This window comes from Pseudarthrobacter sp. rb (genome assembly GCF_056389225.1).
Window position 1 is genome coordinate 31,713 of record NZ_JBWJAR010000019.1, and the last position, 13,438, is coordinate 45,150.

Below are 13,438 nucleotides of genomic sequence, written 5' to 3' on the forward strand. Positions count from 1 at the left end.
CCGGCCGCCGGTGAAACCGGCGGCCGGCCACGTGCCCTCAGGCTCTGGAGTCGAGTTCCGCCTCGGCCTGCTCGATTGCGGCGAATTCTTCCTCCGGCGCCTGTGCAACCAGCCGGTGGCGGCTGTAGAAGGCGAAGTAGGCGATCATGACCGCGTAGGCGGCCACAGCGTAGAGAACCACTGACGGGTCGACGACGAATCCTGCGGTCAGGGCAGCAATGGCGAGGACGAGCGCGGTGCCGGACGTGAAGATTCCTCCAGGGGTACGGTACGGCCGGTCCAGCTTGGGTTCCCGGACCCGAAGGATGATGTGCGAGAGCATCATCAGGATGTAGGAAATCGTGGCTCCGAAGACGGAGATCAGGATCAGCAGGTCGCCGGATCCGGTCATGGAGAGCACGAAGCCGATGATTCCGGGGACGATCAGTGCCAGAAAGGGAACCTTCCGGCCATTCGTCAGCGACAGTACCCGCGGGAGGTAGCCTGCCCGGGATAGGGCGAACGTCTGCCGGGAGTAGGCGAAGGTGATGGCAAAGAAGCTCGATACCAGCCCGACAAGCCCGATGACGTTGACGAACCAGCTCAGGGCCGTGGCTCCAGTACCAATCAGGGGCGATTCCAGAGCGTCGATGAGCGGGTTTCCGGATTCCTGGAGGGCAGCTGAGCCGGCGCCGCCGGGTCCCAGCATCAGGAGTGCTGCAGCCAGGACGGTCAGGATTACCACTCCCCCGATGAGCCCCTTCGGAACATCGCGTACCGGGTTCCGGGCCTCCTCTGCTGCCAAAGGTACTCCCTCCACTGCAAGGAAAAACCACATCGCATAAGGCAGGGCTGCCCAGATCCCTACGATGCCGAACGGCAGGAAGGCGCTGGCACCAAAAGCATCTGTCGGCTCAATGTTGAGGAGGTTGCTTGCGTCGAAATACGGGAGCATTCCGACAGTCCATGCGACCAGGCCGATTACCGCGACTACCGCGATGCCAAACATGAGCTTCAGGACTTGCTTGACGCCGTACAGGTGGAGTCCGATAAAGGCGGCGTAGAAGACAAAGTAGACGAGCGGACCGCTGATGCCGAGCAGCGACTCCAGGTAGGCGCCGATGAACGTGACGACTGCAGCGGGGGCAAGAACAAATTCCAGCAGGATGGCCGTACCGGTGAGGAATCCTCCCCATGGACCCATGGCGCGGCGGGCAAAGCCGTAGCCGCCGCCGGCTGTCGGGATGATGGAGGACATTTCTGCCAGAGCGAAACACATGGTGGTATACATGATTGCCATCAGTGCAGTGGCGATCACGAGGCCACCCCAGCCTGCCTGGGCCAAGCCGAAGTTCCATCCTGCGTACTGGCCGGCAATGACATAACCGACACCGAGTCCGACCAGCAGCACGGGGCCGGCGGTGCCCCGGCGCAACTGCCGGTGTTTCATATAGTCTTCGCTGACGTTCTGGTACTCAACTCCGCGCGTTGCATGTCGGGTCGCGGGCTGCATTGGGGGTGCTGCCTGGTTTTCTTTTGACATCGTTGTTCTCCTGGGTCATCGGCCCAGCATGGCTCGATGGTTCAGATCACGTCATCGTGAAGTGAGGGGGCGGAGCTTGTTGCCTGGGCCTGGGTGTGGTGCGAAAGGGTGCCAGCGGGCCGGACGTCATCGGGGGCCTGGGAGAGTGGGGACGCCCTCCCCAGTCCGGTCAGGACGGCGAGCATGGGGGTAGACACCTGGAAAGTGTGAACTGGAGGATTTGCTCTTTGGAATGAGGCCGGAAGCGCCGTCGCAGGTAGGCGTTCGGCGCTCCCGGGCCTCAATTAACGACTGTCAGTCTGTGGAGCAGCAGTGCGAGGAATTGTGTGCTGGTGCGGCGGGACGTGGCAGGTCCAGGGTCGGGTTCTGATCGAAGAAGCCGTGTGGCTGAAGGATGAACCCGACGTGCTGGCGCGGCATGACTGGCCAGTCCTCCAGTCGGACCACGTGGTGCATGCCGAACGTGTACCAGACCACCAGATCCTGGTCAGCGATATTGCGGTTGGCCGCTGTCCAGGCCGGCAGGCCATCCCCGCCCATGCTTTGGTTGGGGTATTCGCCTGCGGGGAAACGCTCTGTCCGATCGTACGCGGTGACCCAGAGGTTGTTGCGGGCGAACTGTGCACGCTGGCTCACGAAGGAGTCCTCATGGGCGGCCAGGGTGATAGCGTCCGTGGGCATGAGCCGGTACGCCACCGGTTCATCGACGAGGTTCCGGCTGTCGTGGTTGACGACCTTCCAGAAACGGTGCTTGGAACTATCGGCCTTGCGGATGGCTTCCTGTTCTGTCCCCAGAAGCCGGTCCACGGTGTAGAAGCCGCTGAGGGTGGGGTTGTCGGCGGGGATCTCGGTGTCCACTTCGTAGACGGCGTTCTGCGGGCCGTCGAGTTCAAAGTCCATGCGGACGTTGAAAATGTGCTGGTGGATCGGGGCGTAGAGGCCGTCATTGTTCAGTGTCTGGCCGTACTTGTTCTTTTGCCCTGCCTTTTGGCCGGCCGTTGAGAGAATGCCGGTGGCCTTGACCAAAAACTCGATGGTGCCATCGAGGTACAGGTGCCAGTAGAAGCCGTACTCGTAGTTGGCCACCGTGGCGATAAATGAGATGACCAGCTTGCGGGAGCGGCGGACCTCGGCGGAGTTATTCCGGAAGTCGAAGTGCTTCCACATGATGCTGTCGTCTTCTTCGTGCATGCAGACAGCGTTCTTGATGGTCATGGGGTTTCCGTGGCTGTCGGAAACAATGCCGTCGAAGTACTGGATTTCTCCCAGGCAGTCGCAGCCAAGTTTCAGCGAGTTCGCCATAACGCCGATGTTGTACTCGCCGGCGTCGAAGGCGTTCTTCTTGGACTGCACCGGCGAGGGGTCACCGTAGGGAACCACCATTTCAACGAGGGATGCCCTGTTGATGACAGAGCGGTCCCCGCCCTTGTCCCGGAACTTCATCTGGTGAAGAACGAGGCCTTCCCTTGGGGTGAAGCCCACCCGGAACGACCAGTTGGCCCACTGGACGTGGTTTCCGGTGACTTTGAATGAAGGGCCCTCCGGCTGGGAGATCTCTATGGGCTTGATGTCGGTGCGGGCTGGCCCGACGTGCTGGGGAAGATAGTTGCCGGTGGCTTTGGGGACTTCGACGAAGCCGTTGTCCTCGATCTCCACAACATCTCCTGAGTTGAGGTCGTAGATGATCACGAGGTTCTCTGCGGGGTGGGCATAGGGGTTGTCATCACGGTCGAGCCTGGTGAAGACGAGGCAGCGCATCAGCCGCCGGCCCTCGGCATCAGTGCCGAAGTACCCTGCAGACCACGGCTCAATACAGACCAGGTCAAGGTCGGTCATGCCGCGGGCGGCGAGGACCTCAACGACGCGGGGGTCCTTCTTGCAGTTGACTTCGCACTCTTCGAACTCGTCCAGCATGATCGGCGGCTGCATGCCGCGGTCGAGTTCGGTCCACTGGGCAACGATGTTTGACTCAAGGTCGACCACGGCTTCATAGGCCAGTCCGGTTGCCCGGTTGATGAGCACTGAATCTGCTTCCCGGCCGGGGATAACACCGCTTCGCAGTGTTTCTTTGGCCGGTTCGCGAAGTTCAACGCTGACGAAGCGGAATGTGTCGGCAGCAGCGGGGCCTTCCTTCAGAGTGGACACCGCTTGGGAGATTTCATCCCGGGAAAGCGGATCCAACGGATGGGCTGCCCCGACGACGGTCTGGGTTTCACTGTTCAGGGTCATGTCATTCTCCTTGCTAAATTCCGGACCGATGGTCCGCGGGGTTGGGGGCCGCACGTGTCGTGTCATCCGCTTTCTGTCAGCGGTGTCAAACGGGCCAGTCCATGAGGGTTGAGCGGATGAGGAAACGTACTCCGTCGGGTGATTCCAGGGAAAACCCGCTCCCTCTGCCCTGCACTACGTCAACTGTCAGATGCGTGTGGCTCCAGTAGGCGAACTGCTCGCGGGACATCCAAAAGTCCACTGGCTGGGATACTCTGTCACGGTCGCTTTCATCGTCGGCGCCAATGTCGAACTGTCCGAGCAGAACGTCGGCAGCTCCGGTCCGAAAGTCCCCTGCGGGGTAGCACATGGGTGCCGATCCATCGCAGCAGCCGCCGGATTGGTGGAACATCAGCGGACCATGCCTGGACCAAAGATCCCTGAGTAGGACGACGGCAGCGGGAGTCAAAGCCACTCTTGAAAAATTCTCGCCGGGCAGCGTAACTGCGGCGTCGAGTCTTGAAATGATCATGGGAGTCCTTTCGGGCTGCCATAGCGGGTCCTTCGGGGTTTGAGTTCGCCAGGAAGGGCCTGGATACTCACTTCGCCGCCCTCGGGGAAGTGAACTCCTTGGGCAGCGGATGTGTGCGTTCCCACTGCATCCGGCGATCGTGGATGAGCTTGACGTTCTTCACTTGAACTCACCTCCCTTGGGGAGGGGCTCGAGTGGGATCCGATGATTTTGTTGTCAGACCCCACTCATGTCCCTGGATGCGGCTTAGAAGAAGCCGAGTTTGTTTTCGTTGTAGCTGACCAGGAGGTTTTTGGTCTGCTGGTAGTGGTCCAGCATCATGGCGTGGTTTTCGCGTCCGATGCCGGAGGACTTGTAGCCGCCGAACGCAGCCCCGGCGGGGTAGGCGTGGTAGTTGTTGACCCAGACGCGGCCGGCCTGGATTTCGCGTCCTGCGCGGTAGGCGATGTTGCCGTTGCGGGACCAGACGCCAGCGCCCAGGCCGTAGAGGGTGTCGTTGGCGATGCCCATGGCGTCGTTGTAGTCGCTGAAGCGGGCAACGGAGACTACGGGGCCGAAGATTTCTTCCTGGAAGATCCGCATTTTGTTGTGGCCTTCGAAGACGGTGGGCTGGACGTAGTAGCCGCCAGCGAGATCACCGGGCAGTTCGGCCCGGCCGCCGCCGGTTAGGACCTTGGCGCCTTCCTGCTTTCCGATGTCGATGTAGGAGAGGATCTTTTCCAGCTGGTCGTTGGAGGCCTGGGCGCCGACCTGGGTTGCGGTGTCCAGCGGGTTGCCTTGGATGATCGCATTGGTGCGGGCCAGGGCATCGGCGATGAAGGATTCGTAGATGTCCTCCTGGACCAAGGCGCGGGACGGGCAGGTGCAGACCTCACCCTGGTTGAAGGCGAAGAGTGTGAAGCCTTCCAGTGCTTTGTCATAGAACGCGTCGTTGCTTTCGGCCACGTCGTTGAAGAAGATGTTGGGGCTCTTGCCACCGAGTTCCAGGGTTACCGGGATGAGGTTCTCGCTGGCGTACTGGCTGATCAGCCGACCCGTGGTGGTCTCGCCGGTGAAGGCAATCTTCCGGACGCGGGGGCTCGATGCCAGCGGCTTGCCGGCCTCGACGCCGAACCCGTTGACCACGTTCAGTACGCCGGCGGGCAGCAGGTCGCCGATGAGTTCCATCAGGACCAGGATGGACGTCGGCGTCTGCTCGGCAGGCTTGAGGACGACGGCGTTGCCGGCGGCGAGGGCCGGTGCGAGCTTCCAGACGGCCATCAGGATGGGGAAGTTCCAGGGGATGATCTGGCCGACGACGCCGAGGGGTTCGTGGTAGTGGTAGGCGGTGGTGTCGTCGTCGAGCTGGGAGAGCCGGCCTTCCTGGGCGCGGATGGCGGAGGCGAAGTAGCGGAAGTGGTCCGCGGCGAGCGGGAGGTCTGCGTTGAGGGTTTCGCGGACGGGCTTGCCGTTGTCCCACGTCTCGGCGACGGCGAGCATTTCCAGGTTCTCGTCGATGCGGTCCGCGATTTTGTTCAGGATGGCGGCGCGTTCAGCAACCGACGTCTTGCCCCAGGACGGTGCAACCTTGTGCGCAGCGTCAAGGGCCAGCTCGATGTCCTCGGCCGTGCCGCGGGCCACCTCGCAGAAGGCCTTGCCCGTGACCGGAGTGATGTTCTCGAAGTACTGGCCCTTCACGGGGGCCACCCACTCGCCGCCGATCCAGTTCTCGTAACGGTCCTTGAACGTGACCTTCGAGCCGTCGGTACCGGGCTGTGCATAAACAGTCATTCTTATTCTCCTGAATTTCTGGAATTCCTCATCCTCGAGGAACGTGGGCGGCTATTCGGGCAGACAAATATATTCCAAGACAATTAGGAATAGGGACAGGTACTTCCCTGACGGTCTTCCGAATAACACGTATTCGGGCGGTTCTAGCTGCACATCGTAGGAATGTGATCTGCGTCTCCGGATGGCGGCTACAAACAAAGGTACCCGCCTGCAAGTCGCAAGACGAGCGGTTTTACGAAAATTCATATGGGAAATTCGCCTGCAAATTCTCCCACTGCAGTTAACATGCCTGAAACATGCCGGAAACATACTCGAAATCTTGGTGAGCGCTCTGGATGGTGTGCTGCCAGGTGCTATGGTCGATCAACCTCGGGCTTATGCCTTACCGCCGCAGTGACGGGATGGATAGCCCCTCGTATTGAGAGTCAGAATGCCGTGTCTGTTCGCCGAAACCGCCTGATATCCGCTCAGTCACCCGTTGCCGGACTCAGCCGCAGGAACCTGCCGTTTATACCCGTCTTCGCCCAGGCAATAGCGGCGGTTGCTCCAGCCGGCGCGGTATCAGTCATACCTGCCTTGGTATTCGGCGCCTCAGGCGCCAGCCTGGTCATGTCATTCCTGATCGCTATGGCGGTGATGCTGCTGGTCTCATCCTGCCTGCGCCCGATGGCGCAGAGAATGGCCGCAGTCAGTGGCCTGTACAGCTATACAGCGAAGGGGCTTGGCCCCCGGGCGGCTATTACTGCAGGATGGTCCGCGATCTTCGGTTATGGACTCGTGGCCATGGCCAGTCTGCTGTCCGTCGGGACATACGGGGCGAACATATTGCGGAGCCTTTGGGGTTCGTCTGGTGACGCGACGCTGCTCATCACTCTGATCATCTTCGCGGCTGCTGCCTGTGCGGGCTTCTTCATGGTCCGCGGCATCCAGCTATCAGCGAAGGTGACCCTTCTGGTGGAGTGTGTGTCCATCCTGTTGCTGATCTCGTTGCTCACCGCATATTTTGTGCTGGCCCGGCCGCATGTGGACCTTGGTTCGCTCCTTACAGTGAATGGAACTCCCCTTTCGCTCTCCCTCGGGGTAGTCGTGGCGGTCAGCGCTTTTGTCGGTTTCGAAAGCTCCACCACCTTGGGGGGAGAAGCGCAGCGGCCCTTTATTAACATCCCGAGAACTATCCGGTGGACTCCGATAGTCACCGGCGCCTTGTACCTTCTTGCGGTAACGGGACAAGATATCGCCCTGAAGGATGCGCCAGATTTTATTGCCTCAAGCCCGACACCGCTTTCTGACATGTTCTACTTCAAAACTTCTGCCCTAATGGCGGTCATGCTCGATGTCGGAATAGCCGGATCCTTTTTTGCATGTACGGTTGCCTCCGTCAACGCGTTGGCGCGAACTCTTTTCTGCATGGGGCGGGAACGAGTTGCGCCTGCAATAGTCGGTCATACTCATCCGACGTTCAGAACGCCGTGGGGTGCGATTTTGGCGGCAATGCCCGTCATCACCGGTGTTCCCATCCTCATGGTTCTGTACGGCGTATCCCCCGAAAAAGGGCTCACGGACCTCTTCACCCTGGGCGCCTACGGTTATCTGGGCGCCTACGTTCTGGCCAGCGCCTCCCTGCCCCTTTTCCTTAGGCGGATTGGGGAAGGGACCTGGACATCCTGGGCTCTCGGAGGGGTAACGGTTGGCGCCGTAGCTTTCGTGGTCTGGAATGCAGTCGCAATGTCAGCTCAGGAGGGCAACGTCCAGGCTGTCGTTTACGGCTCCCTTGTCGCGCTCAGCGCCCTCTATGCCCAGTTTCTCCGATGGCGGTCCCCTGAAAGACTGGATGGGGTTGGAATCTACGATGAAACAAGGGAATCCGATCTTCACCATCTGGCTAACCCGCGACGGAAACCGTGAATCTCGGCCGATCCGAGCGCTTGCAATCAAGCGCAACAGTAAACTCGCTCCGGATACTGGAGACCATAGCCCGGCTAGGCCCCGGCACCACTGCAAAAACAATTACAGATGCATTATCAATGCCGCCCGCAACCGCTTATCGTCTGCTTAATGCACTCGTCGGCGACGAATATTTGGTGAGAACTGCCGACTTGCGCGGTTTTGCTTTGGGGCATGCAATTACCGGCTTCATTTCGGCAAGTGCGGTGCCAACAGTTCCGACATCTGCCCGGCTCCTCCTGGAGGAGTTCCGGAGCCAAACACGATTTGCCGTCCACCTTGTCCTGTTTCAAATGGCTTCCATAAAAATTGCAGATTCGGATCCTGACCATCCACTGCGTTCTGAAGCTGAGATGATGCGGTATCTTCACGCATCCGCGGCAGGCAAGCTGTTTCTTTCCCAGCTTGAAGATCTCTCCCATGTTCTTCCTGAAGGCCTGATCAAGAAACTGACGCCCAAAACGATCACGGACATCGACTTGTTGCAACGAGACCTCATACAGATTAGCGAGAGGGGATATGCGATTCAGATTGAAGAACTCGAAGAGGGACGCTGTTGTCTCGCAGTACCCATCGCCATAGTAGGTTCACCAGCAGGAGGCGCATTATGTCTTGGCGGTACCTCGGAACGACTGGATGCAATCCGGGACCACGTACCATCCGCCCAACAGGCCGCGACGCGGCTTGCTCCTCTCCTATTCTGACTCTGCCAGCGCTCCACCGGCCGTAACGGTTCACTCTCTACTGGAGTCTTCTGGACCCCTTGCTTCAGCGGCGGCGACAGGCTGCCCTGGTGAATCTCATGTCCCACAAACTACGGCCCGGCCGGATTGAATTAGCCGAGTTCATTGCCCTCGCGGGCAACACTGAGGGATTGCCCTGGAAGAGCTTCATGGGGCTCGGTGCGAGGAAGGTAGACGCTGGCAACGGGGGCCTGGCGGCAGCTGGGGAGAATACGCTCCTGAAATCCCCCGGACACACCGCTCGGGAGAATATCCAGCTTGAAGTGAGAGAAAGCGGTAGCAGGGGCGGCACTTTCCCGCCCTGCTGGGGACAGCCGGTAATGCCCTGTTCCTCTGCTTCGCGCTGCCCCTCTTCCCGCCGGCTGGAAGTCCTCCGGGAAACTAACAGCCGCGGTCCTGGATTCACACGGAAAGCCCGTCGCAACAACTATTTCTATTGACGCCAAGGTGAGACATGTGCCACTATCGAACCTGTAAGGCAGCTTTACAGCATTACATCCCGATTTCGCTCCCGGACGCATCCCTCTCTTGCGCACAACTAGGGCAGCTGCCTTGTTATCCCCCAAGCAACAGAAGAAAGTTACCCAACCATGAACACTAGCCCCGCCGCAGAATCCGACTCTGACAGTCCCGTCGCACTGGTCGAGAGTACCCGCGGAAACCTGGTTGAAAGCGTCCACTTCGGGTCCTACTCCGTCGTCGACAGTACGGGCAAGCCGCTGCTGGCAGGCGGGACGCCCGCCAAGCCGATGTACGCACGGTCCTCTCTTAAGCCTTTGCAGTCGGTGGCAATGGTAAGGGCCGGGCTAGACCTACCGGACGATCTGCTGGCACTAAGTGCTGCCAGCCATTCCGGTGCAGGAAAGCATCAGGAAGGTGCGCAGCGCATTTTGGCGTTGCATGGCTTGGACCAGGCGGCATTGCGCAATGTTGTGGATCTTCCTTACGGTGTCGCTGAACGCGAAGCATGGCTTCGCGGAGGTGGTGTCGCCACACAGCTCGCACAAAACTGCTCCGGAAAACACGCGGCAATGCTCGCAACCTGCGTCATCAACGGATGGACTCTCGATGACTACCTGGCTCCCGAGCATCCGCTGCAAAAACATGTCGAAGCGACTCTCAACGAACTCACAGGGGAAAGTGCGGCCGCATCAACTGTTGACGGCTGTGGTACTCCATTGTTTGCCTACTCACTCAACGGCCTGGCCCGCTCATACGCGATGCTGGCTGCTGCTGCCACCGGCACGCCGGAATGGCGGGTGGTCACAGCGATGCGGAGCCATCCCGACATGGTCGCAGGCGAAGGCCGTGATGTAACACTCCTAACGCGTCTGGTCCCGGACTTGTTCGCCAAGGACGGGGCAGAAGCAGTCCAGCTGGTGGGACTGCGCCCGGGGGTCGGCATCGCAGTGAAGATCTCCGATGGCTACGACCGCGCGCGCCTCCCCATCACCCTTCGGCTTCTTGAAGCCATGGGCATCCCTTCAGAGCTCCTGCAGGAACTGCCGAACCCCGCAATCCTCGGCGGCGGCCGTGCCGTCGGTGAACTCCGGGCAACGGAATCCGTCATCAAGCAACTCCGCCCGATGGCAGCTGGATCCGCAAAATGATAACGACCCAAACTTCAGCGGCGCCCGTCCGGTCGGAACACGATCTGCTCGGGGACCGAGACGTCCCCGCCGCCGCCTACTGGGGCGTCCACACCCTCCGGGCCGTCGAAAACTTCCCCATCACCGGCCAGAAGCTCTCCTCCAACATGCACCTGGTCCGTGGCCTCGCAGCAGTGAAACTCGCCGCTGCCCGGACCAACCGCGAGCTAGGCCTGCTGGACGCGGAACGATCCGACGCCATCGAGCAGGCCTGCCAGGACATCCTGGACGGCCGGCTTGCCGACCAGTTCGTGGTCGACGTCATCCAGGGCGGTGCCGGGACGTCGTCGAACATGAACGCCAACGAGGTCATCGCCAACCGTGCCCTCGAAATTTTGGGCCACCCCAAAGGCGACTACGCCCGCCTGCACCCCAATGACCACGTCAACCTCAGCCAGTCCACCAACGACGTCTACCCCACAGCAGTAAAGCTGGGCACCATCTTTGCTGCACGGGAACTGCTTGACGCCCTGGCTGAACTTGAAGAAGCGTGCGCATCCAAGGCGCTCGAGTTCCGCACGGTGGTGAAAATGGGCCGCACCCAGCTCCAGGACGCCGTACCGATGACGCTCGGCCAGGAGTTCGGCAGCTACGCCATCACCATCGGCGAAGACCGGCTCCGCCTCGCCGAAGCCAATCTCCTCATCCACGAGATCAACCTCGGCGCCACAGCCATCGGCACGGGCCTGAATGCACCCGCGGGCTACGCAGAAGCGGCCTGCCGGCACCTCGCCGAAGTGACCGGCCTGCCGCTGGTGACCGCCCCGGACCTGATCGAAGCCACGCAGGACGTAGGCGCCTTCGTGCACCTGTCCGGGGTGCTGAAACGGGTTGCCGTGAAGCTCTCGAAGATCTGCAACGACCTCCGCCTGCTCTCGTCCGGCCCGCGCGCCGGTTTCGGCGAGATCAACCTGCCGGCCGTCCAGTCCGGCTCGTCCATCATGCCCGGCAAGATCAACCCGGTGATCCCGGAAGTGGTCAGCCAGGTGGCCTACGAAGTGATCGGCAATGACGTCACCATCACCATGGCGGCTGAAGCTGGACAGCTCCAGCTCAACGCCTTTGAACCGGTGATTGTCCACAGCCTTCACAAGAGCATCTCTCACCTGGAAGCAGCCTGCCGCACCCTCACCGCACGCTGCATCCGTGGCATCACCGCGAACACCGAGCACCTCCGCCTCACCGTGGAGCAGTCCATCGGCCTGGTCACCGCCCTGAATCCTCAGCTGGGCTACGCCACCGCAACCGCCATCGCCCAGGAAGCACTTGCCACCGGCAAGGGCGTGGCCGAGCTCGTCCTCGAACACGGGCTCCTCACCAGCACCCAACTGCAGGAACTCCTCAGCCCCGAACGCCTCGCCAACCTCAACAAACAGTCCCCAACTTCCATTTTGGAGCAACCATGACGCAAATCCCTTCTTCCCCCCGCAATGAGGCGGGAACGGAACCAGCAACGGAGAGTAGTCTCCACAAGGAGGACAAGGGTTACCACAAGAACCTAAAACCGCGGCAGATCCAGATGATCGCGATCGGCGGTGCGATCGGCACCGGCCTGTTCCTCGGCGCCGGCGGCCGGCTGAACGCCGCGGGCCCGTCCCTGGTCATCGCGTACGCGGTGTGCGGGTTCTTCGCGTTCCTGATCCTCCGCGCGCTGGGCGAACTCATCCTTCACCGCCCGTCCACGGGCTCATTCGTCTCCTACGCCCGCGAATTTTTTGGCGAAAAAGCCGCGTTCGTCACGGGCTGGTTTTACTGGATCAGCTGGGTCACCACCACCATCGTGGACATCACCGCCGCAGCCCTGTACATGAACTTCTTCGGCAACTACATCCCCTGGATGGCAGCAGTTCCGCAATGGGCCTGGGCACTGATCGCCCTCGTCGTGGTCCTGGCCCTGAACCTGATCTCGGTCAAGGTCTTCGGCGAACTCGAGTTCTGGTTCGCCCTGATCAAAGTCGCAGCCCTGGTCATCTTCCTGCTCGTGGGCACCTACTTCGTCATCTTCGGCACCCCCGTCGACGGCCAACAAGTCGGCCTCAGCCTCATCTCGGATAACGGCGGGATCTTCCCCAACGGCCTGCTGCCCATGATCATCCTCATGCAAGGCGTCATCTTCGCCTACGCCTCCATCGAACTCGTCGGCACCGCCGCCGGCGAAACCGAAAACCCCGAAAAAATCATGCCCAAAGCCATCAACGCCGTGGTCTTCCGCATCGCCGTGTTCTACGTCGGCTCAGTCATCCTGCTGGCCCTGCTGCTGCCCTACACCGCCTACGAGTCGGGTGTGAGCCCCTTCGTAACGTTCTTCGGCTCCATCGGCATCCAGGGCGTGGACGTCATCATGAACCTCGTCGTCCTCACCGCCGCCCTGTCCTCCCTAAACGCCGGCCTCTACTCCACCGGCCGGATCCTGCGCTCGATGTCCGTCAACGGCTCCGCCCCCAAGTTCGCGTCCCGCATGAACAAAGCAGGCGTCCCCTACGGCGGAATCCTCATAACGGCATCCATCGCGCTACTCGGCGTCCCGCTGAACTACCTCGTTCCCGCCCAGGCCTTTGAAATGGTGCTCAGCATTGCGGCTATCGGTACCATCGTGACCTGGTCCACTATCGTGATTTGCCAACTGAAGCTAAAACGGATGGCGGACCGGGGTCTGCTTACCCGGCCAGCCTTCCGAATGATCGGGGCACCCTACACGGGGTACCTGACGTTGCTTTTCCTAGCAGCAGTTCTGGTCATGGTCTTCACTGATTCCCCGGCAACTCTGGTGATCACAGTTCTTGCCAGCACCCTGATCACGGCCGGATGGTTCGCCTGCCGGTCCCGCATTCATGCGATTGCCCATGAAAGCCATCACAACCAGCTCGTGGAAACAGCGGCCGCAACCCCAGCAGGAAAAGACTCAAAGCAGTAGCAAGGTACTAATTCTGATCCAGCTTATTTGTTCATGGCAGCTGCCCGCAGGCCGAATAGCAGCGGGCAGCTGCCGAAAGCCGCCGTGCTCAAAAAACCAGTCGACATACAAAAAGCACGCAGCGCACGCATCCCGTCCCCAGAAGAAAAGCCTCCT

The 13,438-nt window shown here is 60.7% G+C and carries 10 protein-coding genes; 5 read left to right on the plus strand and 5 right to left on the minus strand.

The window, feature by feature from the left end; all coding sequences use genetic code 11:
- Positions 1 to 37: 37 nt before the first annotated feature.
- From eat to exaC, 5 genes are all read right to left on the minus strand, one after another.
- Positions 38 to 1,522 carry an ethanolamine permease gene (gene eat, locus ACWRN3_RS19350; protein ID WP_420831530.1) on the minus strand — a complete coding sequence of 495 codons (1,485 nt, stop codon included), beginning with the start codon at positions 1,520 to 1,522 and terminating at the stop codon, positions 38 to 40.
- A gap of 41 nt (positions 1,523 to 1,563) precedes the next feature.
- Positions 1,564 to 1,719 (minus strand): hypothetical protein, encoded by a 156-nt coding sequence (locus ACWRN3_RS19355; protein WP_207597759.1) that lies wholly within the window; start codon positions 1,717 to 1,719, stop codon positions 1,564 to 1,566.
- A 97-nt stretch (positions 1,720 to 1,816) separates the two neighbouring features.
- Entirely contained in the window at positions 1,817 to 3,751 is a 1,935-nt protein-coding gene (locus ACWRN3_RS19360) for a primary-amine oxidase (RefSeq protein WP_207597760.1), read from the minus strand.
- Between the two features lie 85 nt (positions 3,752 to 3,836).
- Positions 3,837 to 4,262, minus strand: a complete 426-nt coding sequence (locus ACWRN3_RS19365; RefSeq protein WP_207597761.1) for a DUF779 domain-containing protein — start codon at positions 4,260 to 4,262, stop codon at positions 3,837 to 3,839.
- A 246-nt stretch (positions 4,263 to 4,508) separates the two neighbouring features.
- On the minus strand, positions 4,509 to 6,032 hold the full coding sequence (exaC, locus tag ACWRN3_RS19370; RefSeq protein WP_207605975.1) for an acetaldehyde dehydrogenase ExaC: 1,524 nt from the start codon (positions 6,030 to 6,032) through the stop codon (positions 4,509 to 4,511).
- 576 nt (positions 6,033 to 6,608) lie between these two features.
- Here exaC and ACWRN3_RS19375 point away from each other — a divergent pair.
- The 5 genes from ACWRN3_RS19375 (at position 6,609) to ACWRN3_RS19395 (ending at position 13,282) form a co-directional block, all read left to right on the plus strand.
- Positions 6,609 to 7,937, plus strand: a complete 1,329-nt coding sequence (locus ACWRN3_RS19375; protein WP_476741647.1) for an APC family permease — start codon at positions 6,609 to 6,611, stop codon at positions 7,935 to 7,937.
- On the plus strand, positions 7,934 to 8,680 hold the full coding sequence (locus ACWRN3_RS19380) for an IclR family transcriptional regulator (protein ID WP_207605977.1): 747 nt from the start codon (positions 7,934 to 7,936) through the stop codon (positions 8,678 to 8,680). The genes ACWRN3_RS19375 and ACWRN3_RS19380 overlap by 4 nt, the downstream gene beginning before the upstream one ends.
- 629 nt (positions 8,681 to 9,309) lie before the next feature.
- The gene (locus ACWRN3_RS19385) at positions 9,310 to 10,329 is read left to right on the plus strand and encodes an asparaginase (RefSeq protein WP_207605978.1); all 1,020 of its coding nucleotides are present in this window, start codon (positions 9,310 to 9,312) and stop codon (positions 10,327 to 10,329) included.
- Positions 10,326 to 11,774: an aspartate ammonia-lyase gene (locus ACWRN3_RS19390; RefSeq protein WP_207605979.1), complete on the plus strand. Its 1,449-nt coding sequence runs from the start codon at positions 10,326 to 10,328 to the stop codon at positions 11,772 to 11,774. The genes ACWRN3_RS19385 and ACWRN3_RS19390 overlap by 4 nt, the downstream gene beginning before the upstream one ends.
- Positions 11,771 to 13,282 carry an amino acid permease gene (locus ACWRN3_RS19395; protein WP_207605980.1) on the plus strand — a complete coding sequence of 504 codons (1,512 nt, stop codon included), beginning with the start codon at positions 11,771 to 11,773 and terminating at the stop codon, positions 13,280 to 13,282. The genes ACWRN3_RS19390 and ACWRN3_RS19395 overlap by 4 nt, the downstream gene beginning before the upstream one ends.
- The last annotated feature ends 156 nt before the right edge of the window (positions 13,283 to 13,438 follow it).